Annotated in this window: 26 protein-coding genes and 1 pseudogene; 15 read left to right on the top strand and 12 right to left on the bottom strand. The window is 64.3% G+C overall.

Going from position 1 to position 26,215, the window contains the following annotated elements:
* Positions 1–25 precede the first annotated feature (25 nt).
* Genes nth through ACGYLQ_RS01760 form a run of 3 tightly spaced genes read left to right on the top strand, consistent with a single transcriptional unit; the run spans position 26 to position 2,252 of the window.
* Positions 26–670: an endonuclease III gene (gene nth, locus ACGYLQ_RS01770; RefSeq protein WP_209216671.1), complete on the top strand. Its 645-nt coding sequence runs from the start codon at positions 26–28 to the stop codon at positions 668–670.
* Complete coding sequence (locus ACGYLQ_RS01765; RefSeq protein ID WP_067261159.1) at positions 667–1,656, top strand: adenosine kinase; 990 nt, start codon at positions 667–669, stop codon at positions 1,654–1,656. Before nth ends, ACGYLQ_RS01765 begins: the two co-directional genes overlap by 4 nt.
* Before the next feature lie 2 nt (positions 1,657–1,658).
* The gene (locus tag ACGYLQ_RS01760) at positions 1,659–2,252 is read left to right on the top strand and encodes a GNAT family N-acetyltransferase (protein WP_394440023.1); all 594 of its coding nucleotides are present in this window, start codon (positions 1,659–1,661) and stop codon (positions 2,250–2,252) included.
* Between the two features lie 13 nt (positions 2,253–2,265).
* Here ACGYLQ_RS01760 and ACGYLQ_RS01755 read toward each other — a convergent pair whose 3' ends face one another.
* Genes ACGYLQ_RS01755 through ACGYLQ_RS01745 form a run of 3 tightly spaced genes read right to left on the bottom strand, consistent with a single transcriptional unit; the run spans position 2,266 to position 3,697 of the window.
* Entirely contained in the window at positions 2,266–2,748 is a 483-nt protein-coding gene (locus ACGYLQ_RS01755) for a hypothetical protein (protein WP_394440021.1), read from the bottom strand.
* Positions 2,745–3,227 (bottom strand): RNA pyrophosphohydrolase, encoded by a 483-nt coding sequence (locus ACGYLQ_RS01750; RefSeq protein ID WP_394440020.1) that lies wholly within the window; start codon positions 3,225–3,227, stop codon positions 2,745–2,747. The genes ACGYLQ_RS01755 and ACGYLQ_RS01750 overlap by 4 nt, the downstream gene beginning before the upstream one ends.
* Positions 3,224–3,697, bottom strand: coding sequence for a GNAT family N-acetyltransferase (locus ACGYLQ_RS01745; RefSeq protein ID WP_394440018.1), 474 nt, complete (start codon positions 3,695–3,697; stop codon positions 3,224–3,226). The genes ACGYLQ_RS01750 and ACGYLQ_RS01745 overlap by 4 nt, the downstream gene beginning before the upstream one ends.
* A 116-nt stretch (positions 3,698–3,813) precedes the next feature.
* Here ACGYLQ_RS01745 and ACGYLQ_RS01740 point away from each other — a divergent pair, with 116 nt between their 5' ends.
* The 4 genes from ACGYLQ_RS01740 (at position 3,814) to zapE (ending at position 9,102) form a co-directional block, all read left to right on the top strand.
* On the top strand, positions 3,814–5,841 hold the full coding sequence (locus ACGYLQ_RS01740; protein ID WP_394440016.1) for an FAD-dependent oxidoreductase: 2,028 nt from the start codon (positions 3,814–3,816) through the stop codon (positions 5,839–5,841).
* A 76-nt stretch (positions 5,842–5,917) separates the two neighbouring features.
* A complete protein-coding gene (locus ACGYLQ_RS01735; RefSeq protein WP_394440014.1) occupies positions 5,918–6,859 on the top strand; it encodes a zinc transporter ZntB in 942 nt (313 codons plus the stop codon).
* A 144-nt stretch (positions 6,860–7,003) separates the two neighbouring features.
* Positions 7,004–7,909, top strand: a complete 906-nt coding sequence (locus ACGYLQ_RS01730) for a LysR family transcriptional regulator (protein ID WP_067261147.1) — start codon at positions 7,004–7,006, stop codon at positions 7,907–7,909.
* A 134-nt stretch (positions 7,910–8,043) separates the two neighbouring features.
* Positions 8,044–9,102, top strand: a complete 1,059-nt coding sequence (gene zapE / locus ACGYLQ_RS01725) for a cell division protein ZapE (RefSeq protein WP_067261145.1) — start codon at positions 8,044–8,046, stop codon at positions 9,100–9,102.
* Positions 9,103–9,120: 18 nt separating this feature from the next.
* Here zapE and ACGYLQ_RS01720 read toward each other — a convergent pair whose 3' ends face one another.
* The 4 genes from ACGYLQ_RS01720 to ACGYLQ_RS01705 all read right to left on the bottom strand — a co-directional run bounded on the left by ACGYLQ_RS01720 (position 9,121) and on the right by ACGYLQ_RS01705 (position 12,586).
* A complete protein-coding gene (locus ACGYLQ_RS01720) occupies positions 9,121–9,306 on the bottom strand; it encodes a hypothetical protein (RefSeq protein WP_394440013.1) in 186 nt (61 codons plus the stop codon).
* A gap of 96 nt (positions 9,307–9,402) precedes the next feature.
* Positions 9,403–10,674, bottom strand: a complete 1,272-nt coding sequence (locus ACGYLQ_RS01715) for a bifunctional folylpolyglutamate synthase/dihydrofolate synthase (protein ID WP_394440011.1) — start codon at positions 10,672–10,674, stop codon at positions 9,403–9,405.
* Positions 10,671–11,630 (bottom strand): acetyl-CoA carboxylase, carboxyltransferase subunit beta, encoded by a 960-nt coding sequence (gene accD, locus ACGYLQ_RS01710; protein ID WP_136720227.1) that lies wholly within the window; start codon positions 11,628–11,630, stop codon positions 10,671–10,673. The genes ACGYLQ_RS01715 and accD overlap by 4 nt, the downstream gene beginning before the upstream one ends.
* Positions 11,631–11,686: 56 nt before the next feature.
* A complete protein-coding gene (locus ACGYLQ_RS01705) occupies positions 11,687–12,586 on the bottom strand; it encodes a CPBP family intramembrane glutamic endopeptidase (protein WP_394440009.1) in 900 nt (299 codons plus the stop codon).
* A gap of 211 nt (positions 12,587–12,797) precedes the next feature.
* On the opposite strand from ACGYLQ_RS01705, the gene ilvD reads away from it, so the two are divergent.
* From ilvD to ACGYLQ_RS01685, 4 genes are all read left to right on the top strand, one after another.
* Positions 12,798–14,564: a dihydroxy-acid dehydratase gene (gene ilvD / locus ACGYLQ_RS01700; RefSeq protein WP_394418535.1), complete on the top strand. Its 1,767-nt coding sequence runs from the start codon at positions 12,798–12,800 to the stop codon at positions 14,562–14,564.
* The gene (locus ACGYLQ_RS01695) at positions 14,545–15,144 is read left to right on the top strand and encodes a hypothetical protein (protein WP_394440007.1); all 600 of its coding nucleotides are present in this window, start codon (positions 14,545–14,547) and stop codon (positions 15,142–15,144) included. Before ilvD ends, ACGYLQ_RS01695 begins: the two co-directional genes overlap by 20 nt.
* 118 nt (positions 15,145–15,262) lie before the next feature.
* Complete coding sequence (locus ACGYLQ_RS01690) at positions 15,263–16,036, top strand: DUF6478 family protein (RefSeq protein WP_394440005.1); 774 nt, start codon at positions 15,263–15,265, stop codon at positions 16,034–16,036.
* 9 nt (positions 16,037–16,045) lie between these two features.
* The gene (locus tag ACGYLQ_RS01685; protein WP_394440003.1) at positions 16,046–16,420 is read left to right on the top strand and encodes a hypothetical protein; all 375 of its coding nucleotides are present in this window, start codon (positions 16,046–16,048) and stop codon (positions 16,418–16,420) included.
* An 83-nt stretch (positions 16,421–16,503) separates the two neighbouring features.
* On the opposite strand, the gene ACGYLQ_RS01680 is transcribed toward ACGYLQ_RS01685, so the two are convergent.
* Genes ACGYLQ_RS01680 through gpmI form a run of 3 tightly spaced genes read right to left on the bottom strand, consistent with a single transcriptional unit; the run spans position 16,504 to position 20,498 of the window.
* Positions 16,504–17,844 (bottom strand): S41 family peptidase, encoded by a 1,341-nt coding sequence (locus tag ACGYLQ_RS01680; protein WP_067268037.1) that lies wholly within the window; start codon positions 17,842–17,844, stop codon positions 16,504–16,506.
* A 3-nt stretch (positions 17,845–17,847) separates the two neighbouring features.
* Positions 17,848–18,984, bottom strand: coding sequence for a murein hydrolase activator EnvC (locus ACGYLQ_RS01675; protein ID WP_209216699.1), 1,137 nt, complete (start codon positions 18,982–18,984; stop codon positions 17,848–17,850).
* A complete protein-coding gene (gpmI, locus tag ACGYLQ_RS01670) occupies positions 18,981–20,498 on the bottom strand; it encodes a 2,3-bisphosphoglycerate-independent phosphoglycerate mutase (RefSeq protein WP_394440001.1) in 1,518 nt (505 codons plus the stop codon). The genes ACGYLQ_RS01675 and gpmI overlap by 4 nt, the downstream gene beginning before the upstream one ends.
* Positions 20,499–20,666: 168 nt before the next feature.
* Between gpmI and ACGYLQ_RS01665 the strand changes: the two genes are divergently transcribed.
* From ACGYLQ_RS01665 to ACGYLQ_RS01650, 4 genes and pseudogenes are all read left to right on the top strand, one after another.
* Entirely contained in the window at positions 20,667–20,846 is a 180-nt protein-coding gene (locus tag ACGYLQ_RS01665) for a zinc-finger domain-containing protein (protein WP_067263007.1), read from the top strand.
* A gap of 121 nt (positions 20,847–20,967) precedes the next feature.
* Positions 20,968–23,766 (top strand): DNA polymerase I, encoded by a 2,799-nt coding sequence (gene polA, locus ACGYLQ_RS01660; protein ID WP_394439999.1) that lies wholly within the window; start codon positions 20,968–20,970, stop codon positions 23,764–23,766.
* Positions 23,766–23,972, top strand: coding sequence for a YdeI/OmpD-associated family protein (locus tag ACGYLQ_RS01655; protein WP_394439997.1), 207 nt, complete (start codon positions 23,766–23,768; stop codon positions 23,970–23,972). The genes polA and ACGYLQ_RS01655 overlap by 1 nt, the downstream gene beginning before the upstream one ends.
* A 208-nt stretch (positions 23,973–24,180) precedes the next feature.
* Positions 24,181–24,798: pseudogene (locus tag ACGYLQ_RS01650) on the top strand (glutathione S-transferase).
* On the opposite strand, the gene ACGYLQ_RS01645 reads toward ACGYLQ_RS01650, so the two are convergent.
* Both ACGYLQ_RS01645 and ACGYLQ_RS01640 read right to left on the bottom strand, forming a co-directional pair.
* Positions 24,787–25,551 (bottom strand): hydroxypyruvate isomerase family protein, encoded by a 765-nt coding sequence (locus ACGYLQ_RS01645; RefSeq protein WP_394439995.1) that lies wholly within the window; start codon positions 25,549–25,551, stop codon positions 24,787–24,789. The pseudogene ACGYLQ_RS01650 and the gene ACGYLQ_RS01645 overlap by 12 nt on opposite strands.
* An 18-nt stretch (positions 25,552–25,569) precedes the next feature.
* A complete protein-coding gene (locus ACGYLQ_RS01640; RefSeq protein WP_394439993.1) occupies positions 25,570–26,145 on the bottom strand; it encodes a DUF1285 domain-containing protein in 576 nt (191 codons plus the stop codon).
* Positions 26,146–26,215 lie beyond the last annotated feature (70 nt).

Here is a 26,215-nt window from a genome sequence, read left to right as displayed (position 1 = left end):
CGCCATTCATCGCATACCCTGAGCCATGGCCCGCCAACTTGATTATCATACCATCCGCGAGATCTTCGCCCGCTTCCAACAGGCAGAGCCTGAGCCCGAGGGCGAGTTGGAGCATGTGAATGTCTATACGCTCGTCGTGGCCGTGGCGCTGAGCGCGCAATCGACAGACGCGGGTGTCAACAAGGCGACGCGCGAGCTGTTCAAAATCGCCGACACGCCGCAAAAGATGCTCGATCTCGGGCTTGAGGGGCTGATCGACCATATCAAGACCATCGGCCTCTACCGTCAGAAGGCCAAGAACGTCATCAAGCTGAGCCAAATCCTGGTCGACGATTACGACGGCGAGGTGCCCAATTCCCGCGCCGCGCTGCAATCGCTGCCGGGCGTCGGGCGCAAGACCGCGAATGTGGTGCTCAATATGTGGTGGGGCCAGCCCGCGCAGGCGGTGGACACGCATATCTTCCGCGTTGGCAATCGCACCGGCATCGCACCGGGCAAGACGGTCGACGCGGTCGAGCGCGCTATCGAAGACAACATTCCCGCCGATTTCCAGCGCCATGCCCATCACTGGCTGATCCTGCATGGCCGCTATCACTGTAAAGCCCGCAAACCCCTGTGCCGCACCTGCATCATCCGTGACCTGTGCCAATACGAGGACAAGACAGAATGACCCAATACGAAGTGGTTGGCATCGGCAACGCCGTCGTCGACGTGATCTCCCATGCCGATGACAATTTCCTTGCCGACAACGGCATCGAGAAAGGCATCATGCAGTTGATCGAGCGTGACCGCGCCGAAGACCTCTATGCCGCGATGCAAGACCGGGTGCAGACGCCGGGTGGCTCGGTCGCCAATACCGTCGCGGGCGCGGGCGCGCTGGGCCTCAAGACAGCCTTTATCGGGCGGGTGCGCGATGATGAGCTGGGCCAGTTCTATGCCAAGGCGATGACCGATATCGGGATCGATTTCGTCAACGCCCCCGTGGCCGAGGGCGAGAACCCAACCTCGCGTTGCATGATCTTCGTCACCCCCGATGGGGAGCGGTCCCTGAACACCTACCTCGGCATCTCGACCGGGCTGACCTCGGCCGATGTGCCGCAGGCGGTGACGGAGAAGGCCAAGCTGATGTTCCTCGAAGGCTACCTCTTTGACCATGAGGCGGGCAAAACCGCCTTTCGCGAGGCCGCTCGGGCCGCGACGGCGGGCGGCGGCATGGCAGGCATCGCCATCTCCGACCCCTTCTGCGTGGAGCGCCACCGCGACGACTTCCTCGCGCTGATCGAAAACGATCTGGGCTATGTCATCGGCAATGAGGCCGAGATTCGCGCCCTTTGGGAAACCGACGACACCGAAGCCGCACTGGCCAAAACCGCTGAGATTTGCCCGCTGGTGGTCTGCACCCGCTCGGGCGACGGGGTCACATTGGTCCGGGGTGCGGAACGGGTCGACGTGCCGGTCGAAAAGGTCGTGCCGGTGGATGCCACGGGCGCGGGCGATCAATTCGCGGCGGGCTTCCTCTATGGCCTCGCCACGGGCCGCGATCTGGAGACCTGTGGCCGCATGGGCAACATCTGCGCGGGCGAGGTGATCCGCCACATCGGCCCCCGCCCTCAGACTGACATCATGGCCCTGTTCAAGGCCGAAGGGCTGGTCTGACCATGATCGAGAACGGTTTTCACGATGTCCCGCCCGGCAAACTCGCCGTGGTGGTGACCCATCTTGAGATGGACGCCAAACCCAGCCTGCGGGAGGTGCCCCTGCCCGAGGGTGTCACCTTTCGGAAGGTCACACCGACGCCCGACTGGTTTCGGGACATTTTCCGGCGTGTCGGGATGGATTGGCTCTGGTACGGGCGGCTCAAATTGGATGGCGCGGCCCTCTCTGCGCTGCTGCAAGACCCGGCGCGGGACTTCTATACGCTGACCCGCGATGGCAAGGACGAGGCGCTGCTTGAGTTGAACTTCCCCGAAGATGGCAGCTGCGAGTTGGCCTATTTCGGGCTGACCTCGGCGCTGATCGGCAGCGGCTCAGGGCGGTATCTGATGAACCAAGCGATCACGCTGGCATGGGAAAAGCCAATCAACCGGCTGCACCTGCACACCTGCACCAACGACAGCCCGCAGGCGCTTGGCTTTTATGTGCGGTCAGGCTTCACCCCAGTGCGCCGTCAGGTCGAGATCGACGACGACCCGCGTCTCACAGGGCTACTGCCGCGCGATGCGGCACCGCAAGTGCCGCTTATCGAGGCATAAGACCGCCGCCGAATCACCGAACCGGCGTGCACTCCGCCCCTTGGAAACAGGCGATCACCTTATCCACCATGGCAGGCTTCGGAGAGCCAAAGAGGTCGCCCCCGCAGGAGTTGCTTTCCAGTGCATAGGCCCCATCCGGTTTGCGTTCGAGAAAGGCCAGAACATCCCCCTCTTCGGCAGAGCCGCACCAAGGGCCGAAACACTGAACGTTGAGCATCAAGGGCTGGTCAAAGGGCACGTCAAAGCCCCCTTCGGATAGCGCCTTGCCGCTGATCTGCGCCCGGATCGGCGTCTCTTCGGGCGGGTTGATCCCGATGGTGCCGCCCTTCGGAAGGGCGCTGGCGTCAAAGGTCAGACGCCCCTGCACCACGACGTAGCTTTCCTCGGCCTTGGCCGCGCGTTTATAGGTCGCCTCGACCGAATGGGGCAGGCAACTGAGCGCAAGCGCGGGCAGCGGGGCCATGGCGGCGAGGGCGCAGGCGATGATCCGTGTCATAACTTCTCCTCAAACTCGTCAAGAACCGCCGCATAGACCGCACGCTTGAACGGCACAATATTCGCGACCAGTTGATCTGCGGGCATCCAGCGCCATTCCGAGAATTCAGGCTCAGCCGTCTGGATATTGACCTGATCGTCCTGCCCCATAAAACGCATGAGGAACCACTTCTGTTCCTGCCCCCGGTAGCGGCCTTTCCAGATGTTGGGCACCAGTTCATGGGGCAGATCATAGGGCAGCCAGCTTGTCGTCTCGGCTTCGATCCGCACCAGATTGCTGGGGATGCCGGTCTCTTCCTCCAACTCACGCAGGGCCGCATCGCGCGCGGCCTCGCCCTTGTCGACCCCGCCTTGGGGCATCTGCCAAGCGTCCTGATCCCGGTCGCGCCGCTGGCCGACAAAGACCTCCCCTTCGGCATTCACCAGCATCACGCCGACGCAAGGGCGGTAGGGCAGTTTGGCAATTTCTTCGGGGGTCATGTCAGTATCTTCTCCATTTCAAAGCGGTCCAGATATTCACCCGACCGTGCGACGCGCTCTGTCGCGATAACACGAAAGCCCATAGCCTCAAAGGCGGGCCGCGCCATCACGCTGGCATGGGTGTGCAACCGGCTCTCGCCCGCTGTGATCGCTGCCTGTTCGACCCGCTCATAAAGCGCGCGAAAGACACCCTGCCCCTGCGCGGGCGCAGCGATGAAGGCCAGATCGATATAGCCCCGCTCCCGCGTGATAAAACCGATCACCTGCCCCGCCCGTTCGGCCAGCACCACCTGCTGCCCGCCCAACTTGGCCGACCACTGCGGCCCCCGTGGCGGTGTGGGGAGCCACGCGGCCCGCTCCGCCGCGCTATAGGCGCTTGTGCCATGGTGGATCGCGTCGAACATCACCCGCCCCAAAGCATCATGATCCGCCATCACCGCATCACGCAACGCCACCTCTGCCCGCGCCATCCCGCACCCCGTCTTGACCTGCCGTGAGCCGGGCAGATGACGCGGCGTTTCGCGTGACTTGCCCTGCCGTTTCCGATGGTGTCACAGTGACCCAGCCCACCCAGAAAGGTAAAGCCATGTCCGACTATCCCCACCTGCTTGCCCCGCTCGACCTTGGTTTCACCACGCTGAAGAACCGGCTGTTGATGGGCTCGATGCACACCGGGTTGGAGGAGACGGGCGATTGGAACCGCGTGGCGGAGTTCTATGCGGCACGGGCGCGGGGCGATGTGGGGCTGATGGTCACGGGCGGCATCGGGCCGAACCGCGAAGGCGCGGTGGCCCATGGCGCGGCGATGATGGTCAGCCAGAAGGACGTGGACAACCACAGCATCATCACCCAGCGGGTGCATGAGGCGGGCGGCAAGATCGCCATGCAGATCCTGCACGCGGGCCGCTATGCCTTCACACCTGAATGCGTGGCCCCGAGCGCGGTGAAATCGCCGATCTCGATGTTCGCGCCCAAGGAGTTGGACGAGGAAGGCATCGAGAAACAGATTAGCGACATCGCCGCCTGCGCCCTGCGCGCCCGCGAGGCGGGCTATGACGGGGTCGAGATCATGGGCTCCGAGGGGTATTTCCTGAACCAGTTCCTCGTCACCCATACCAACAAGCGCGAAGACCGCTGGGGCGGCTCCTACGAGAACCGGATGCGCCTGCCGCTAGAGGTCGTGCGCCGCGTGCGCGAGACGGTGGGCGAGGATTTCATCCTGATCTACCGCCTGTCGATGATCGACCTCGTGCCCAACGGCTCGACCTTCGAAGAGGTCGTGCAACTGGCGCAAGAGGTCGAAAAGGCCGGCGCCAATATCATCAACACCGGCATCGGTTGGCACGAGGCGCGCATCCCCACGATCGCCACCTCGGTGCCGCGCGCGGCCTTTGCATGGGTCACGAAAAAGCTGATGAGCAAGGTGGGCATCCCGCTGATCACCTCGAACCGGATCAACACGCCGCAAGTGGCCGAAGAGGTGCTGGCGGAGGGCTACGCCGATATGGTCAGCCTCGCGCGTCCAATGCTGGCAGATGCCGATTTCCTCGCCAAAGCCAAGGCCGGTCAGGCCGACCGTATCGCCCCCTGCATCGCCTGCAACCAAGCCTGCCTCGACCATACCTTCGGCGGCAAGATCTCCACCTGCCTCGTGAACCCGCGCGCCTGCTACGAGACGGAGTTGCGGATCGAACCCGCCGCAAACCCCAAATCCATCGCCGTTGTCGGCGCCGGGCCTGCCGGTCTCTCGGCGGCCATCACGGCGGCGGAGCGCGGCCACAAGGTGACGCTCATGGACCGCGCAAGCGAGATCGGCGGGCAACTCAACCTCGCAAAACAGGTCGCGGGGAAGGAGGAGTTCTGGGGCCTCGTCGATTGGTACCGCACCATGCTCGAGGTCCACGGCGTGACCGTGCAGCTTGAGACCGAAGCCACGAGCGAGGCGCTCTCAGGCTTCGACGAGGTCGTCATCGCCACCGGCGTCGTGCCGCGAGACCCGGAGATTCCCGGCCAGAACCGCGACAACGTGGTCAGCTCCATCGACGTGCTGAACGGCACTGCGAAGGTCGGCCAACGGGTCGCCGTGATCGGCGCAGGCGGGATCGGCTTCGACGTCTCCGAGCATCTGGTGCATGACGGCGAGAGCAGCACGCTGAACCTGCCGGAATGGATGCGCGAATGGGGCGTCACGGATCCGGGCGCGCATCGCAGCGGCCTCGCCCCCGAAGGGCCGCAACCGCCAGCACCCGCGCGCCAGATCACCATGCTGCAACGCAAGACCAGCAAGCCCGGCAAGGGTCTGGGCAAGACCACGGGTTGGATTCACCGCGCCTCGCTCACCATGCGCGACGTGAAGATGATCGCGGGCGTGAACTACGAGCAGATCGACGACGCGGGCCTGCATATCTCCTTTGGCGAAGCGCGCGAGAACCCCACGGTGATCGAGGCCGACACCATCGTGCTCTGCGCCGGGCAATTGTCCGAGCGAAGCCTCGCCGATGCACTGGAGGCGCGGGGGCAGAGCTGCCATGTGATCGGCGGCGCGGATGTGGCGGCGGAACTGGACGCGAAACGCGCCATCAACCAAGGCACGCGTCTGGCCGCCGGGCTGTAAGTGATGGGCGGGCGCTTGGCCCCCTTGCGCCCCGCCCTGGATCGCCGCAGGATTGCCAAAACGATCCAAGGTTTTCATGCCCCTCTGCGTCTTCGACATCTATGAGGACGGCACCGCGCAGGTGCCTTCCGACGACAACCTCACTGGGCCGGGGCGTTACCGCTGGTGGCACTACGACATGGCCGATCCGGCGCTGGCACCGTGGCTGGCCGAACACCTGCCCGAGATCCCGGCGGGCGCATTGCTACAGCCCGAAACCCGCCCGCGCTGTGACGAATATGACGACGGGCTGATCCTCAATCTGCGCGGCATCAACCTCAACGAAGGTCAACAGGCCGACCAAATGGTTTCGGTCCGGATGTGGGTGACGGATGCGGTGGTGATCACCGTGCGGATGCGCCGGGTCTTTGCCATAGATGAGCTGCGCGCGATGGCCGCCGAGAACAACGCGCCACCCCGGCCTTCGGCCTTTGTCGAGGCGCTGGTCTCTCGCCTGACTGCGCGGGTGCAGGTCGAAGTGGCGCGGCTGGCGGATCGGACGGCCTTCTACGAGGCCGATCTAGAAGACCACAGCACCCCGCCGCCGAAGGAACTGCCGGTGACCCGCCGCAGCGCGATCCGGCTGGAGCGCTACCTCGCCCCGCAGCGCCACGCGCTGGAGCGGTTGGCCACACTGGACCTACCGCTGGTGCCGGACGTGGACGCGATGAAGCTGCGCGAACTGGCCAACCGCACCGCCATAGTGGTCGAGGAATTGGACGCCCTACAGGAACGCATCGTCACGGTGCAGGACGAACACGACAACCAGGTCGCGCAGCGACAGGCGCGGCACAGCTACATGCTGTCCATCGCCGCCGCGGTCTTTTTGCCGCTAGGGTTCCTGACGGGGCTTTTCGGCGTGAACGTGGGCGGGATGCCGGGCGTGGACGATCCGCGCGCCTTCGCGATCCTTTGCCTTGCCATGGTCGGCCTCGCCGCCATCATGCTGGCCGTGCTGAAATGGCTGCGCTGGCTGTGACAGGCGGGGAAACGGATTGTTCTGCCGTTTCCATGCCATGAACGATCCCCGCAAAGACCACGGGACTGTCTTGCCTCCGCCCCGATCCTGCCCGAATTGCCGCCCATACCTGACCGCAACAAGATCAATGCGAAGGGACAGGCAATGGACCGCCTTACGGAAATGGAAGCGTTTGCCACTGTGGTGGATCAAGGCGGCTTTACAGATGCTGCCAAGAAGATGGGGATCTCGAAATCCGCCGTTTCAAAGCATGTCTCCTCGCTTGAGGCGCGCTTGGGCGCACGATTGCTGAACCGCACCACCCGCCGCGTCTCGCCCACCGAGATTGGCCTTGCTTACTACGACCGCGCCCGCCGGGTGCTGAACGACGCGGGCGAGGCTGATGCCTTGGTTACTTCGATGCAATCGGCGCCCTCGGGGCTGCTGCGGATCTCAGTCGCGACGGACTTTGGGGTGAACCACCTCTCGCCCGCGCTGTCTGAGTTCTTGCAGGACTTTCCCGATATCACCGTGAACATGGTGCTGAACAACCGCTACGTCGAGCTGATCTCGGAAGGCTTCGACATGGCCGTGCGGATCGGGGAGCTGGAAGACAGCACCCTGCGCGCGCGCAAATTGACCGAGACCACCAAACGCATGATCGCCAGCCCGAAGTATTTCGAGCAATACGGGCGGCCGGAAAAGATCGACGATCTGAACAATCACAAGCTGCTGCATTATTCGAACCAGTCTTCGGGCAACGTGTGGAAACTGACCGCCCCCTCGGGCGAGAAGCGGCAGGTGCGCACCGCCGGTTGGCTGTCGGTCAACGACGGGCAGAGCCTCTTGAACGCCGCGATTTCGGGCCTCGGGATCGCCTATCTGCCAAGCTTCCTCTACGCCGAGGCGATGGAGAAAGGTCTGGTCGAGGACGCGATCCCCGATCTGCCGCTGGAGACGCAGGGCATCTATGCCGTCTACCCGCCGGGCCGTTTCACGCAGCCCAAGGTGCGGGCGTTTATCGACTTTCTTGTGCATGAGTTTGCCGAGAAGGGGCCGGCGGACTGGTAAGGGTCGCGATTGCCACCTGGCCCGGAATCAAGCCGTAGGCGCCGGGCCATCGCCTGCCCGCCCCCCCGGGTAGGCGATGGCCCTTCCACAAGACCACCTTTCCTCTCCCTCACCAGCACGCTATCTCTCTCGCCATGAGCAACATGCGCGAAACCTACGCCCGGCTTGTCGCCGAGGGCAAACTACAGGCCGACCCGGCCCAAGAAACCGTCATGGCCGAGTTCGACCGCATCCGCGATGCGCTGGCCAACCCGCCGAAGAAAAGCTTTTTCCGCAAGGCCCCAGAGCCGCCCAAGGGGCTTTATCTCTGGGGCGGCGTCGGGCGCGGCAAATCCATGCTGATGGACATGTTCGTGGCGCATCTGCCCGACGTGCCTGCGCGCCGCGTGCATTTCCACGCCTTCATGCAGGAAATCCACAACGCCATGCATGAGGTCCGCAAGACCGGCGTGGATGACGCCATCGCGCCCGTCGCCCGGGACGTGGCGGAAAGCGTCCGCCTGCTGGCCTTCGACGAGATGCAGATCACCGACATCACCGACGCGATGATCGTGGGCCGCCTGTTCGAAGCACTCTTCGCCGCGGGTGTCGTGGTGGTCACCACCTCGAACCGCCTGCCTGATGACCTCTACAAAAACGGCATCAACCGCGAGGTTTTCGTGCCCTTCATCGACCTCATCAAAGAGCGGATGGTGGTCCATGAACTGGCCAGCCCGACCGACTACCGCCAAGACCGGCTGGCAGGGTCACAGGTCTATTTCACTCCCGTCAACGCCGAAAGCCGCGCCGCGATGGACGCGGTCTGGGACGATCTTGCAGGGGCCGAGGGCGAACCGCTGACCCTACACGTCAAGGGCCGCGAAGTGACCATTCCGCAATATCACAACGGCATGGCCCGCGCCGGTTTTCACGCGCTCTGCGGCCAGCCCTTGGGCGCGGCGGATTACCTCGCGCTGGCGCAGGCGGTGCGGGTGCTGCTGCTAGACAACATCCCCACCCTTGGCCGGTCGAATTTTAACGAGGCGAAGCGTTTCGTCACCCTGATCGACGCGCTTTACGAGGCGAAGGTGCGGCTGATCTGTTCCGCCGCCGCCGCCCCGGAAATGCTCTACCTCGAAGGTGAAGGCACCTTTGAATTCGAGCGTACAGCCTCCCGCCTGCGGGAGATGCAGGGGGAAGACTGGGGGCGCTGACCGCCCCCGGCCAACCGATCAGGAATCACTGACCGGCTGCATATGCAGGTCATTGCCCTGCAGGAAAGGGTGGTAAGGCCGTTCGACCTCATAAAGCCACCACAGGCCGCCCGCGATAATTGCGAGGCCTACGGCCATGAAGATAAATTGAGATTTCCGTGCATCGTCCTGATCGTGACGCGCGGACCGGCTGAAATTGCGCATGGGGACACCTCGGTCAAATTCGAAAGGGGAGACTTCCATGGACCAAGATATACCACATCTGCACCTCGCAGCAGCGGTACACCCAAATATGGTTAATTAGACGTTTTCACGCAACACGCTACCGGCAAGGTAGAGTGAGCCGCAGATCAGCACACGCGCATGGGGTTCGCGGGCGATGATCGCCTTGAGCGCCTCGGTGACGGTCTCGGCCTCGGCGGTCTCGAACCCTACATCGCGCGCCAACTTTGCTGTCGCCTCGGCAGGCAGGGTCGCCGCCTCGCCGGGGATCGACACGGCGGTGAGGCTTGCCGCCTCCGCCGCCAGCGGGCGCAGGTATCCGGCGATATCCTTGGTGTTCAACATGCCGCAAATCAGATGCGTCGGGCGTTTCGGCAAGGCCGCCAGCGTGGCCGCCAATGCCGCCCCCGCCGCGGGATTATGGCCGCCGTCGAGCCACAACTCGCCCTCGGGCGCCATACGGGCAAGCGGCCCATCTGACAGCCGCTGCATCCGTGCGGGCCACCGCGCCTGCGTCACGGCAGCCTCGCAGGCCTCTGCATCGACGCCAAGCTGACGCAGCGCGGCCAGCGCGGCCCCGGCGTTCATGAGCTGGTGGTCGCCGGGCAGATTGGGGCGCGGGAGGTCAAGCAGGCCGCGCTCATCCTGATAGACCATGCGCCCGGCTTCGGGCGCGACATGCCACTGCTGACCATAGGCCAAGAGGGGTGCCCCGAGTTTCGCGGCGCGGTCTTCGATCACCTCAAGCGCGGGGTCTTCCTGCGGGCCGACCACGCAAGGGACAAGCCGCTTGATGATACCCGCCTTTTCCCCTGCGATCTCCGCCAGTGTTTCGCCCAGATACTGCTGATGATCGACCGACACCGAGGTGATCACGGTCAGGGCGGGATCGACCACATTCGTCGCGTCGAGCCGCCCGCCAAGGCCCACCTCAAGAAGCGTGTAATCGGCAGGCACCCGCGAAAAGGCGAGGATCGCGGCGCAGGTCGTGATCTCAAAATAGGTGATCTCTTCGCTGCCATTGGCGGCATGGCATTCGTCCAGCACGGCGGCGAGGTCGGGCTCCGAGATCAACTCACCCGCGACCCGGATGCGCTCATGAAACCGCGCCAAATGCGGCGAGGTATAGGCGTGCACCGTCTTTCCCGCCGCCTCCAGGCCTGCGCGGATCATCGCTTGGGTCGAGCCTTTGCCATTGGTGCCCGCAATATGGATCACCGGCGGCAGGTCGTTCTGCGGATTGCCCAAAGCATCAAGCAGCCGCCACATCCGGTCGAGCGTCAGGTCAATGATCTTGGGGTGCAGCGCCATCATCCGTTCAAGGATGACGTCGGATGAAGGCGTGCTCATTTCTTCTCTGGCGTGTCGGCGGGCAAATCCGCTGCGGCCTGAACGGCGGCGGCAGCCTCGGCCACCTCAAGCTCTTCGGGGGCGGGCAGGTCGCCGCGCACGGCAGGGGGCAGGCCCATCAGCATGCGGGTGATGGTGATCAACTCATCGCGCATCTCGGTCCGTTTGGTCACCCGGTCGAGCATCCCGTGGTCGAGCAGGTATTCCGCGCGCTGGAACCCTTCGGGCAGTTTCTCACGGATGGTCTGTTCGATCACGCGCGGGCCGGCAAAACAGATCAGCGCGTTCGGCTCGGCGATCTGCACATCGCCCAGCATTGCGTAGGACGCGGTGACGCCCCCGGTGGTGGGATGGGTCAGCACGACGATGTAAGGAAGCCCCGCCTCTTTCAGCATCTGCACGGCGACGGTGGTGCGCGGCATCTGCATCAGGCTCAGGATGCCCTCCTGCATCCGCGCGCCACCGGCGGCGGAGAACAGCACCAGCGGGCGCTTCAGCTTCACGGCTTCCTCGGCGGCGGCAATGATCGCATTGCCGACATACATGCCCATCGACCCACCCATGAAGGAAAAGTCCTGCGCGCAGGCGACGATCGGCGTGCGGCCGATATCGCCGGTCACGACCAGCATCGCCTCATGCTCACCGGTCTGCTTTTGCGCGGCCTTCATCCGGTCGGGATAGCGCTTCTGGTCTTTGAAATGCAGCGGGTCGGGTGTGGGCGCCGGAACCTTCACCTCGGTAAAGATGCCACCGTCGAACAGCGCTTTGAAGCGCGCGCGGGGGCTGATGTGCATGTGATGGCCGCAGTTGGTACAGACGTTCAGATTGTCCGCCAATTCGCGGTGAAACAGCATGGTGCCGCATTCGTTGCACTTGGTCCACAGATTGTCCGGCGTCTCGCGGCGCGAGAAGATCGAGTTGATTCGCGGGCGGACGTAGTTCGTGATCCAGTTCATTGGCAGGCCTCTGCTGTGGTTCCGTCCCAGATAATCCCCGCATGGGGAAATTGCAATCAGCGGCGTATCGCCAGCCGCGCCGCCAGCCATGAGACCAGCATCAAGGCGAAGTCCACCGGTAGCCATGAACGCAACGCCGCCGCGTCATCTATCGAAAAGGGCGTGAGATAAAGCGCCAGCCCCGAAAGATCATCCGGCAAAGAGACAATGAGAATGGCCGAGACATTGTTCCACAGATGCACCGCGATGGCCGGCCCAAGCGAGCCGGAGCGCGCGGTAAGGTCCGCCATCAGGATACCGAAAACCCCAGCCCAAAGCGCCACCATCAGCGCATTCTCCCCCGCCTCGGCAGGCAGGTAATGGCCCGCTGCGAACAGCGCCGACGGCAGCACCATCCAGATCAGCGGCGCGTTGAACCGCGCCGCGAGTTGCTGCTGCACATAGCCGCGAAAGACGATCTCTTCGGCGCTGACCTGCACCAGCACGGCCAGCAGCGACAGCGGCAGAAGCAGCAACCAGCGGCTTAGGGGCAGGTTCGGCGTCAACTCACCGCCCATGCCCCACGGCGGCAGGACCGCCAGCGTGACGCCCAGCAGCAACATGGCCCCCGAAACCGCGCGAAAACTGGGCCAGAGCCGCCCCGGCACGCCAAAAAGGCTCCCCGCGCTGCGCCGGTGCACGATCCGCAGGGTCACGGCGACGGCCATCGCCATGGTGCCAAAGCTGAACAGTAGCAGATACATCGCCTGCGGCGTGGCCCCTTTCAGAAGATCGCCGTGCAGCGAGGGGGCCGCCGATCCCGCCAGCCCATAGACCGTCTGAAAGTAAAGCTCGTTCAGCGCGACATAGGCCACCACGGCCACGAACAGCCCCAAGAAAAACCGCCACAACGCCGAGGCGCTCCGCGCGGGCGCGACAAAGGCCGCGTGAGCGCTGTAATCGGGCCGCCAGTTCATCAGCGGCGCCGTCCAAATCGGGGGTGGTGCTTGCAGAGCATATGCCGGGCCTTCACGCTTACCGGGCCGGTCCAACCGACCGCGCCAGAAGGTCAGAACCTATGCCCTAACACGCTGCAATACAACAGTTCCCCCGCCTCATACGCGCCAAAGCCTTGCAGCATAGCCGCCGCCCGACTATTCCATTCAAGACGTTTCAAGGAGCCCACCGATGTCCACCACGCCCCGCTTCGACAAATCCCGGCTGCCCAGCCGCCATGTGACCGAAGGCCCGGCCCGCGCGCCGCACCGGTCCTACTACTATGCCATGGGCATGACCGAAGAAGAGATTCACCAGCCGCTGGTGGGCGTCGCCACCTGCTGGAACGAAGCCGCCCCCTGCAACATCGCGCTGAACCGTCAGGCGCAGGCGGTGAAGGTTGGCGTGCATTCCGAACAGGGCACCCCGCGCGAGTTCACCACCATCACCGTCACCGACGGCATCGCCATGGGGCATGAGGGCATGCGCTCCTCGCTGGCCTCGCGTGAGGCGATTGCCGACACGGTGGAACTGACCATGCGCGGCCATTGCTATGACGCGATCGTCGGGCTGGCGGGCTGCGACAAGTCCCTGCCGGGGATGATGATGGCGATGCTGCGGCTGAACGTGCCGTCGGTCTTCCTCTACGGCGGGTCGATCCTGCCGGGCAAAGCCCCTGCGGGCGCCGACGTTCCGGAAGATTTCGCCACCCGCGACCTGACCGTGCAGGACATGTTCGAGGCCGTGGGCCGCTTCCAGAACGGCTCCATGTCGCAAGCCGCCCTCGATGTGCTGGAGCGCGTCGCCTGCCCCTCCGCCGGGGCCTGCGGTGGCCAGTTCACCGCCAACACCATGGCCTGCGTGTCCGAAGCCATCGGCCTCGCGCTGCCGAACTCCTCCGGCATGCCCGCGCCCTACGAAAGCCGCGATGCCTATGCCGAAGCCTCGGGCGCTGCGGTGATGAACCTGATCGAGAAGAACATCCGCGCCCGCGACATCTGCACCCGCGAAGCCTTTGAAAACGCTGCGCGCATCGTCGCCTGCACCGGCGGGTCGACCAACGCGGGCCTGCACCTTCCGGCGATGGCCCATGAGGCCGGGATCGATTTCTTCCTCGAAGACGTTTGCGAGATCTTCCGCGACACACCCTACTTCGTCGACATGAAACCGGGCGGCCAATACGTCGCCAAGGACCTCTACGACGCCGGCGGCGTGCCGGTGGTGATGAAGGAGCTGCGCAAGGCGGGCCTCTTGCACACCGACTGTCTGACCGCCACGGGCCGTTCTATCGGCGAAGAACTGGACCGCATCGACCGCGAGGCCGACGGCAAGGTGATCCACTCGGTCGCCACCCCGATCAGCAAGACCGGCGGCGTCGTGGGCCTGAAAGGCAACCTCGCCCCCGAAGGCGCCATCGTGAAGATCGCGGGCATGGCCGAGGAAGACATCGTCTTCACCGGCCCGGCGCTGGTGTTCGAATGCGAGCAGGACGCCTTCGAGGCGGTGCAAAACCGCGCCTATAAGGAAGGCGATGTCTTTGTGATCCGCAACGAAGGCCCCGCGGGCGGCCCCGGCATGCGCGAAATGCTGGCGACCACGGCGGCGCTCTCGGGTCAGGGCATGGGCAAGAAGGTGGCGCTGATCACCGACGGGCGCTTCTCGGGCGCGACGCGCGGTTTCTGCGTTGGCCACGTCGGCCCCGAGGCGGCACATGGCGGCCCGATCGCGCTGCTGAAGAACGGCGACATGATCACCCTCGACGCGGTCAAGGGCAGCATCACCGTGGATCTGTCGGACGAGGAACTGGCCGAGCGCCGCAAGGCATGGGCTGGCCCGCGTGCCACCAACTACGAAAGCGGCGCGCTTTGGAAATACGCCAAGCTCGTCGGCCCCACCTACCTTGGCGCGGTAACACATCCCGGCGCCAAGGCGGAGACCCATGATTACATGGACCTCTAAAAGCCCCCTCGCGGCGCTTGCAATGCTCACCCTGTCCGCCTGCGAAGGCGGTCAGGGTTTTTCCTTTGGCAGCCGCGGCGGCGCAGCCGACAAACCTTTGCTGCAAACGACGCTTGCCGGGGGCGCGGTGCAGGTGGTGCCGCCGCAGGGCTATTGTATCGACCCCAAAAGCCTCAAACGCCGCTTTGCGCTGATGGCGCGCTGCGATGCACTTGGCCTGCCTGATGTGATCAGCGCCGCGCCGCGCGGCATTCTCACCCTCGCACTGATCGAAGCAGAGGCCGACGCGCCCCTGCCCACGCCGCAACAGGTGGCCGAGGCGGCGGGGCTAAGCCAGTTGCAAGAGGCCGGTAGCATCGAAGGCGCGTCGATCTTTGTGGCTCAAGGGCCGGCGCCCGCCGAGGGCATGTCCCCCCGCCACTGGCGCGGCACGGCGCGGATCGGCGACCATGTCGCCAGCGTCACCCTCTACGGCGCGCCACAAAGCCGCGCCATTTCCGAAGAGGGCCGCGCGCTGGTGGCAGAGCTGATCCAGCAAAGCCGCAGCAAAAGCGCAACGCCCACCGCCCCCGGCAGTTGACCGACCTTTGTTTCCAATTCGGCAACACTGCCCGGGGACGGAAACAATCACGGGGGCTATTCATTTGAACGAAATCCCCGCCTTGCATAGACTGCCAGCAAACGAGAGGCGCAGGTCCATGGTCAACTTCCGCAGCGGTTATCTTGAGGGCAAGCTCTTTGCCCGCGCGCTGCAACGCTGGGCGGTTGCAGCCCGCAAAGCGGCCACGGCTGACCCTGCCACCCTGCGCCGCCAACGCAGCCGCGCCCGGCTGCTGCGTGCCGAACTGAACCGGCTGATCCACCGCGCCGAAGACCGCCTTGCCCTGCCTGCCATCGGGGCCAGCGGCTTCCCGAAACCACATAACGCCGATTGGGCATGGCGGCCCGAGTTGTGGCGCGACCCGCTTGCCACGCCGGGGCTGTCCTCGGTCGCGACGAAATCCAAACTGGGCGAAGAGGTGACCCTGTTCCACGATTGCGCGCAGTCGGAACTGACCCTGCGCCAATTGCGCAACCTGCGCGAGGCCGATCTGGCCCCCTTTGGCCTGCAACTCGACGTGTTCAAATTCGACGGGTCATTCCTGTCGCTGGTGGTCGATCTGCCGCCCGAGGCGATCACCGGATTGAAACGCCGCCACCTGATCCGCATGGATACGATCGTGGAATTGGAGCACCCGCTAGAGATCTTTGCCCGGCTCAACATCCGCCACGGGCCGAACACCGAACAGATCTTCCGCGAAATGCCCGTGGGTCAGGAAAGCATCAGCATCGAATTCGATCTGGCCTATAGCAAGCTCAACGAAAAGCGGATCGAGGCGGCATGGATCGACCTGATCTTTGAAGGGCCGGAGATGAACCAAGTCGTGCTGCGCGACCTCACTTTTTCCCGCTCCCCCCGCGCCCAGATCTAGGACCCCGTGATGAGCCGATATGACCTGACCAAAACCGTGCTGCGCCAAGGCGTCTGGCACGGCCTGCTGACCGCCAAAGAGGGCGCAGACACGCCGCAGATCAGCGTGACCCATGAGGGCATGGAGGTGACGGATATCACGTTAGAGCCCGAAGGGTCCGAGGGGCGCTGGCATCTTTCCTTCCCCGTCCCGGCGCAGGCGATTGCCGATGGGGTCCAGACCCTCATCATTACCGAAAAGGCCAGCGGGGCGCTCTTGGGTCATGTGACCCTGATCGCGGATGAAGCGCTCGGCGATGACATACGGGCCGAGATGGACCTGCTGCGCGCCGAACTCGACATGCTGAAACGCGCCTTTCGGCGGCATTGCCGCGAGACGGAATAAGCGAAACGCCTTCCCGCAGAACCGCGCCCAAACAAAAAGCCCCGCTGTCGCCAGCGGGGCTTTGTGCATCTATGTGAAAGAGATCACTCGTTCGGACCCAGAGCCGACAGACCTTTGAGGATGTCGATGGCATAGGCCAGCTGGTAATCCTCTTCGCGCAGCTCAGCCGCTTTGCGGGCCTTTTCGCGGTCGTCTTCGATCTGTTTGATCTGATCGTCGGTCAGGCTGTCATTGTTCAACCGGCCCCGCAGATCGGCTTCGGAGCGGAGGGGGCGTGCCGACAATGCGTCGTCATCTTCCTCGGTCTCTGGCGTGACCGGAGGCTGGGCCACGACGATATCGGGCGATACGCCAAGCGCTTGGATCGACCGGCCCGAGGGCGTGTAGTAACGCGCCGTGGTCAGGCGCATGGCCCCGTCCCCGCGCAGCGGCATCACGGTCTGAACCGAGCCTTTGCCGAAACTCTTGGTGCCGATGACGATGGCGCGGCGGTGGTCCTGCAAAGCGCCCGCGACAATCTCGGAAGCCGAGGCCGAACCGCCGTTGATCAGCACGACGATCGGCTTGCCCATTGCCAGATCACCCGGCGTGGCGTTCACCCGGTCACCATCTTCGATATCCCGGCCCCGGGTGCTGACGATCTCGCCCTCCTCAAGAAAGGCATCCGACACGGCAATCGCCTGATTAAGCAGGCCACCGGGGTTGTTGCGCATGTCGATGACGATGCCGTTGAGATTCTCAATGCCGCCCGCCTCTTCGATCTGCTGCTCCAACCCTTCCTTCATCTTCGGATAGGTCTGCTCATTAAAGGTGGTCAGACGCAGCACGGCGGTATCGCCCACGGTGCGGGCCCGCACGGCGGTCAATTGGATCGTGTCGCGCACGATGGAGACGTCAAAGGGCTCTGGCTCCCCTTCCCGCACCACGGTGATGAGGATCTCGGACCCCACCGGCCCGCGCATCATCTCGACCGCGTCGTCGAGGCCAAGACCCAGCAGGCTTTCGCCATCAACATGGGTGATGAAATCCCCCGCTTCGATCCCGGCCTCAGCAGCCGGCGTGCCGTCGATGGGCGAGACGACTTTGACAAAACCCTCTTCTTGGGTGACCTCAATGCCAAGACCGCCAAACTCCCCACGCGTCTGTTCGCGCATCTTTTCGGCGTCTTTCGGCGACAGGTAGGACGAATGCGGATCAAGCGAGGTGAGCATGCCGTTGATGGCCGCTTCAATCAGGTCGCCGGGATCGACATCTTCGACATATTGGGCGCGGATGCGTTCGAAAATATCACCGAAAAGATCAAGCTGTTCGTAAACATTGGTCGTCTTCTCGGCCTCTTGCGCCAGCAGCGGCCCGGCGATCTGGGTGGTGGCGACCACCCCCGCCACCGTGCCTGCAACGGCTGCCATCACGAATTTCTTCATCTGCTATCCATCCTTGTCGGTGCGGAACCAGTCTGCCGGATCCTGAGGTGTGTTGTCTTGCCTGACTTCTATATAGAGCGTTTCCGTCCGGTCGGTGCCAGTGGCTTCACCATTTGGTGACATCTGAGAAGTTGTGCCGCTTTCCGGCCCGCCCATCAACCCGATGGGGGTGCCACCGGCAATCACCTGCCCGGCTTGGCCGTAAACCACATCCAGCCCCGCCAGCACGAAAAGCGTGTCGACCTGCGGCTCAAGGATCACGACATTGCCCAGATCAAGCAGCGGCCCGACATAGCGGATCGTCGCCGCCGAAGGGCTGGTCACGATGGCACGCGGGCGCGTGGCAAGGATCATGCCGGGCCGCGTTACGCCCGCCGAATCCGTCTCTCCAGCCTTGCGGATCACCAGCCCCTGCGCGGGCAGGGGCAGGTCGCCCACCTGCCCGTCGAGGTTCACCGGCGCAGGCTCAACCGCGCCGGTGGTGATCTCGGACAGGCCGCTGGCAAAGCCGTCCAGCGTCTCGGTCGAGGCGATGAGGATCGCAGTGCGCACCGGGTCTTCGGTAAAGCGCATCGGCAGATCGGTGCGGTTGGCCATCGCCTGATTGAGCGCGGTGCGCGCGGCCTGAAGCTCGGTCAACCCATCTTGCAGGCGCTGCGCCGCGTCGGTTTGCAACGCGCGTAAGGTCTTGATGTCCTCATAGTCCTGCCGCAGCGCATCGGCGCGGGCGTTGAGCGCAGGCGTCAATTCAGCCAGCAACATGCCTGCGCGGGCGGTGCCCATCGGGCCGTCGGGGTGCAGCAGCACCACGGGCGACGGGTCACCGCCGATGCTTTGCAAGACGCCCAAGAACTGCGCCACCTCACCCTCGCGCGCCTGTAGCTTGCGGCTAAGCTGCGCCTCGTTGATCGCGGCCTGGCGCAGCCCAGCCCGCATCGCCGCGAGACCTGCCTCAAACGCCTGAATCGTCTCGGTCAGCGCCTTGACCCGGTCGCGCGCGCCATCGGCTTGGTCCAGCCGCGCCGATGCCGCCTCCAAGGCGGTCGCTGCCGCGCGTGCCTCCGCGGCGGCCTCATCGGCCTGCGCCTGTGCCATCAGAGGCAGACAGGCAAAAAGGACAGCCGCGGCAAGATGTTTCATGAAAGCAGGCTTTTCCCGGTCATTTCTTCGGGCTGCGGCAGCCCCATCAAATCAAGCACCGTGGGCGCCAGATCGGCCAACCGCCCGTCGCGCAGCGCCGCCCCTTCGGGCGCGCCCACCGCCACCACCGGCACGGGATTGAGCGTATGGGCCGTATGCGCGCCGCCGGTCTCAGGGTCGATCATCATCTCGCAATTGCCGTGATCCGCGGTGACGACCATCGCGCCGCCTGCGGCCTCCAGCGCCTTAAGCACCCGGCCCAGCCCCGCATCCACCGCCTCACAAGCCGCGATCGCCGCCTCCAGATCGCCGGTATGGCCGACCATATCGGGGTTGGCGTAGTTCACCACGATGAGGTCATAGCCCGCCTCGATCGCCTGCACGAATTGATCCGTCACCTCGGCGGAGGACATCTCGGGCTGCATGTCATAGGTCGCCACATTGGGCGATTTGGGCATGTTGCGGTCCTCCCCCGTGGCCGGAGTCTCAACCCCGCCGTTGAGGAAAAAGGTCACATGGGGATATTTCTCGGTCTCGGCCAGCCGGAACTGCCGCAGCCCCTGCTGCGCCACCCAATCGCCCAGCGTGTTCTTGATGTCCGGCTTGGGATACATCGTGGTCATATAGGCGGCGTGGTCCTTGGAATATTCCGCCATACCCATCAGCGCCGCCCAATCGGGGCGCGCGCCGGTGTCATAGGCGTCAAAGCCCGGATCGCCCAAAGCCGCCATGATTTCCCGCGCGCGGTCGGCGCGGAAGTTGAGGCAGAAGAATCCGTCGCCAGAAGCCGCCCCCGCGTAGCCCTCGATCACGCTGGCGGTGATGAATTCATCCGTCTCGCCTCGCCCATAGGCCGCCTCAACCGCCGCGCGGGGATCGGGAAACCCCTCCCCTTCGCCATGCAGGATCGCCGCCGAAGCCTTGCCGACCCGGTCCCAACGGTTGTCGCGGTCCATCGCGAAATAGCGCCCCGTCACGGTGACGATCTTCACCGCCTCGGGCAGCGCCGCCTCCAGCGTCTCGAAATAGCCAAGGGCAGAGGACGGCGCCACGTCGCGCCCATCGGTCACCGCATGGATCACCACCGGCAACCCCGCCGCATGCAGCGCGCGGGCTGCGGCGATCATATGGCTGAGATGCCCATGCACCCCCCCGTCCGAGACGACGCCCATCAAGTGCGCGGTGCCGCCGGTTTCCTTGAGCTTGGCGATGAAATCTTGCAGGCGCTCATTCTCGGCAAAGCTGCCCTCTTCGATGGCCAGATCGATCTGCCCCAGATCCATCGCCACCACCCGGCCCGCGCCGATATTGGTGTGGCCGACCTCGGAATTGCCCATCTGCCCACGCGGCAGACCCACATCGGGGCCATGGGTGATCAACTGCGCCTTCGGCCCCGCCTGCATGATCCGGTCGAAATTTGGCGTCTTGGCCAGCAGGGGCGCGTTGCCTTCCCGCACCTCGCTCAGGCCCCAACCGTCAAGGATGCACAATACGACAGGTTTGGGGGCGCTCATCAGACTGTTGCTCCGGCTTCATGGCTGTTCAGCGCCTTTTACCCCTTGTGGGCTGGCACTTGAACCACTTTGTGCACAAGCCCCCCATTCCCGCGCAGAGCCCTTGCCCCGCGCGGCTGCTTTGGTCATAACGAGTGGCAACTTTCGCCTGAGCCGAGGACCAACTCCATGACCCTGCAAGCGCCCGAAACCCGCATCGTGAACACTTGGCGCGTGGCCTGCGACGGCAGCGAAGGCGCGCTTGGCCACCCGCGCGTCTGGCTGCAAATCCCCCAGGATCGCGGCTGGGTCGAATGCGGCTATTGCGACTGCAAATTCGTCCATGCGGATTTCGAAGGCAAAGTCTGAGCCTTCCCGCCCCCCATGAACAACTGAACCGACGGCACGAACCTGCCCGCGCGGCGCATTGGCGTCTGGCCGTGGGCCATGCTTCGTGGCAAAAGGGTCGCCAACCCAGCGGAGCATTCCTATGACATTCGGCAAAGGCCACCACCTGCATCTGATCGACGGCTCGGCCTTCATCTTTCGCGCCTACCACGCCCTGCCGCCGCTGACGCGCAAATCCGACGGCATGCCGATTGGCGCCGTGGCGGGCTTCTGCAACATGCTGCACCGCTATGTCGAGGGCAACACCGGCCCCAACGCGCCCACCCATGTCGCCGTGATCTTTGATAAGGGCAGCCACACCTTCCGCAACGACATGTACGACCAGTACAAGGCCAACCGCGATGCGATGCCCGAAGACCTGCGCCCGCAGATCCCGCTGACCCGCACCGCGACCGAGGCGTTCAACATCGCCTGCAAAGAGCTTGAGGGCTATGAGGCCGATGACATCATCGCCACCCTCGCTGTGCAGGCCCGCGCTGCCGGGGGGCGTTGCACCATCATCAGCTCCGACAAGGACCTGATGCAGCTTGTAGGCGACGGGGTGGAAATGCTCGACGCGATGAAGAACAAGACCATCGACCGTGATGGGGTGTTCGAGAAGTTCGGCGTCTATCCCGAACGCGTCGTCGACGTGCAAGCACTGGCGGGCGATTCGGTCGACAACGTGCCCGGCGCGCCCGGCATCGGGATCAAAACGGCGGCGCTTTTGATCAATGAATACGGCGATCTGGATACGCTGCTTGAGCGCGCGGGCGAGATCAAACAGCCCAAGCGCCGCCAGACCCTGATCGACCATGCCGAGCAAATCCGCCTGAGCCGCAATCTCGTCCTGCTGGACGAGAACACGCCGCTCGACTTCACCATCGACGATCTCGAAGTGCGCGACCCCGATGCGGACACCCTGCTGGGGTTCTTGTCCGAGATGGAATTCCGCACCCTGTCGAAACGCGTGGCCGAAGTGCTGGGCCGTGAAGCCCCCGCCATCCCCGACGCGCCAGCGCCCGCCGTGGCGGACGCACCGCAGGTGGCCGAGGTGGCCTTTGACCACAGCAAATACGAACAGGTCGGCGACGCCGAAGCGCTGCGCGTCTGGCTCAACCGGATTTACGAGCGGGGCTATGTCGCGGTCGATACCGAGACCACCGGCCTCAATGAGATGACCGCGGAACTGGTCGGCGTTTCGCTGGCCGTGGAGCCCGGGCAGGCCTGCTACATTCCGCTGACCCACAAAGCCAGCCGCGACGATGACCTCTTTGGCGGAGAGGGGCTGGCCCCCGGTCAGATGCCGGTCGAAGAGGCGCTGCAACTGCTGACCCCGATGCTTGAGGATCCCGCGATCCTCAAGATCGGGCAGAACATGAAATACGACAGCAAGATTTTCGCTCAACTGGGCATCGCGGTCGCGCCCATCGACGACACCATGCTGATGTCCTACGCGATGCACGCGGGCCTGCATGGGCATGGGATGGACACGCTGTCGGAACGCTATCTCGGTCACACACCGATGCCGATCAAACCGCTTTTGGGCAGCGGCAAATCCGCCGTGACTTTCGACAAGGTGCCAATGGAAGACGCGGTGCCCTATGCCGCCGAGGATGCCGATGTCACCCTGCGCCTGTGGCAGCTTTTCAAGCCACAGCTGCACCGCGCCGAGGTGACCAAGGTCTACGAAACGCTGGAGCGCCCGCTGGTGCCGGTCTTGGCGCAGATGGAGCGGTCGGGCATCGAGGTCGATCGCGATACGCTCAGCCGCATGTCCAACGCCTTTGCCCAGAAAATGGCCGGGCTGGAAGCGGATATTCACGAGCTGGCGGGCGAGAGTTTCAACGTCGGCTCCCCTGCCCAGCTTGGCGAAATCCTCTTTGGCAAAATGGGGCTGCCCGGCGGCAAGAAGGGCAAGACCGGGAAATACTCTACCGGCGCGGATGTGCTTGAGGATTTGGCGACCGAGCATGACCTCGCCCGCCGGGTGCTGGACTGGCGGCAGCTGTCCAAGCTGAAGTCGACCTATACCGATGCGCTGCAAGACCATGTGAACGCCGAGACGGGCCGCGTGCACACCTGCTATTCCATCGCCGGGGCGGCGACGGGGCGGCTCGCCTCGACCGATCCGAACTTGCAGAACATCCCGATCCGCTCCGAGGAAGGCCGCCGCATCCGCGAGGCTTTCGTCGCCCCCGAGGGCAAGGTGCTGGTGGCGCTGGACTACAGCCAGATCGAGCTGCGGATTCTGGCGCATATCGCCCAGATCGACGCGCTCAAGGAAGCCTTCCACCGCGGCGACGACATCCACGCCATGACGGCGTCCGAGATGTTCGACGTGCCGATGGATCAGATGACCCCTGAGATTCGCCGCAACGCCAAGGCGATCAACTTCGGCGTGATCTACGGCATCTCCGGGTTCGGCCTTGCGCGCAACCTGCGCATCCCGCGGGCCGAGGCGCAGGGATTCATCGACCGCTATTTCGAGCGCTTCCCCGGCATCCGGACCTATATGGACGAGACCAAGGCCTTTGCGAAAGAGCACGGCTATGTGCAAACGCTCTTTGGCCGCAAGATCAACACGCCCAACATCGGCGCCAAGGGGCCGCAGGCGGGCTTCGCCGCCCGGGCCGCGATCAACGCGCCGATCCAAGGCACCGCCGCCGATGTGATCCGCCGCGCCATGGTGCGGATGCCCGAGGCGATCGCTGATCTGCCTGCGACTATGCTGTTGCAGGTGCACGATGAACTGCTGTTCGAGGTCGAAAAAGGTGCCGAAGATGCGCTGATCGCCGCCGCGCGTGAGGTGATGGAGAACGCCAATGATCCGGTGGTGAAGCTTGACGTGAAGCTGATCGTCGACGCCGGTGTGGGTGCCAATTGGGCGGAGGCGCATTGATGGAAGACGCGCCCCTTCCCGCAGACCTCGCCCAAGCGCTGGAAGAGACCGGCGCGCAGGCCGGTTGGGACAGCTACAGCGAAGCGCTGCGCGCCGATGCGCTGGCGTGGATCGACGCGGCACGGACCACGACGGCGCGGTCAAAGCGGGTGGACGACGTGGCGCGCTTTGCCGGCAAGGGGCTGCCGCCGACGCCGTTTCAATGAGGTTGACCCCCAGCCCGGAATCAAGCCGCAGGCGCCGGGCCATCGCCTGCCGCCCCCCCGGGTAGGCGATTTGGTGAGGCTGGGCGTGAGTTTGCGGACACACATCATGGTTGAACCATAAAGTGGCATAAGGCCATGTCAGATCGCCTACCCGCGGTCAGGCGATGGCCCTTTGTACACGCGTCCCCCATGCGCTAGATCATCTAGCATGACCCCTGTCCTCTACTCCTTCCGCCGCTGCCCCTACGCCATGCGCGCGCGTCTCGTCCTCGCGGCCGCGCAAACCCCCGTCCACCTGCGCGAAGTCGTCCTGCGCGACAAACCGCAAGCCTTCCTTGACGCCTCGCCCACCGCCACCGTGCCCTGCCTCGTCACCGAAACCGGCCCCATCGACGAAAGCCTCGACATCATGAAATGGGCGCTGACCCAGAACGATCCCGAGGGTTGGCGCGACATGCCGTCCGAAGGCCACGACTGGATCGCCCGCGCCGACGGCCCGTTCAAAGACGCGCTGGACCGCACCAAATACGCCACCCGCTACCCCGAGGCGGACCCCGAAGAGCAGCGCGCCAAGGCGGCAACCTTCCTCCATGACCTCGACGCGCAACTGGGGGACTGGATCTTTGACCGCCCCACGCTGGCGGATTACGCGATCCTGCCCTTCGTGCGGCAGTTCGCCTTTATCGACCGCGCCTGGTTCGACGCGCAGGATTGGCCCGCGCTGCGCGGCTAGCTCGACCGTTTCCTCGCCTCGCCCCGCTTTGAAAGCGTGATGGACAAATACCCCCAATGGCAGCCCGGGGATACGCCGGTGTCATTCCCCTAAGGCGGACACCCACCCCAAGGACCGCTCCGTCGGGCCGCCCGGAATATACTCCCCGCTGACGAAACCGTCATAGCCCGCCCGCAGCGCAGCAAAGAGCCCGTCGAAATCGACATCACCGCTGCCCGGCGCGCCGCGCTTTGGCGTGTCACCTAGCTGCACATGGCGGATCAGGGGGCGATATTCCTCGAAAACAGCCACGGCATCGCCATGGATCATCTGCGCGTGAAAACTGTCGAATTGCAGCGCCACATTGGGCGCATCCACCGCTGCCAGCAGGTCTGCCGCCTGCGCGTAGTCGCTCAGGAAATACCCCGGTTTGGCCTGCGGGCAAAGCGGTTCGATCATCAGCGTGACCCCCGGCGGCGCCTCTGCCGCGGCATGGCGCAGGTTCGCCACGAAAGCTTTTGCCGCCGCTGGCCCTTCGGCCTCCCCGGCCATGACATGCACCATTCTGGGCCGCAGCGCCTTAACATAGCGCCAGACCCGGCGCATATCATGGGCGAAACGCGCCTCGCCTCCCGGCAGGGCGGCGAAACCGGGCGAACCGCCGGTGTAATTCGGCGGCGGCGCGTTGATCAGGGCGAGCGTTAATCCATTGCGCAGCAAGGCGCGCTGCGTCTCTTTTGCGGGCATGTCATAGGGAAACAAGACCTCGACCGCGCCAAACCCCGCCTCTGCCGCCGCATCGAACCGGTCCAGATAGGGCAGTTCGGACCAAAGCAGCGATAGGTTAGCGGCGGGGGTGATCGGCATTCGGGTCTTTCGGTGAGCTTACGGCAGGTCTTCCGATGGGATGATGCCAAAGAATTCCCCACCCGACCAGACACCAAACCAGCCATCGCGGTGCTGGCCCAGATCGACCAGACGGTAAAAGCTTTTGCGGTCGATCAGCGCCTCCAGATTGCGGCGCACCAGCACATAGGGCGCAGGTTCGCCCGTCTCTTCATCGCGGACCACGCGGATCGGAAGGGCCGCGCCCGCCTCGGCCACGTCGCCCAGATTGGTCAAAAACCGCAACTGCTGCGCCTCGCCTGCGCCCTCGGCCTCGAAATCCACGGCGACGAATGGTGCATCTTCGACGGTGATGCCGACCTTTTCCACCGGGGTTTTCAGGAAATAATCATCCCCCTCGCGCCAGAGAATCGATGCGAACAATTTAACCATTTCGATCCGGCCAATCGGCGTGCCTTGGTAGAACCACGTCCCGTCGCGTTTGATCTGCATGTCCAGATCGCCGCAAAATTCCGGGTTCCACTTCTCAAGCGGCGGGGTTCCGCGCGCCTTTGCGGCCTTGGCGGCTTCGATCAAACTGTCTGCCGTGGGGGTCACGGTATTTTGTCCGCTCATTGGTTTTGCCATTCCCTTTGGTCGCGATACACTTACACCTGAACGATATAACTCCGGGGAAAGAAATGTC

Source organism: Sulfitobacter sp. 1A12779, assembly GCF_043557315.1.
Lineage (GTDB): Bacteria > Pseudomonadota > Alphaproteobacteria > Rhodobacterales > Rhodobacteraceae > Sulfitobacter > Sulfitobacter faviae.
This window is presented reverse-complemented; position numbering and strand designations above follow the sequence as displayed.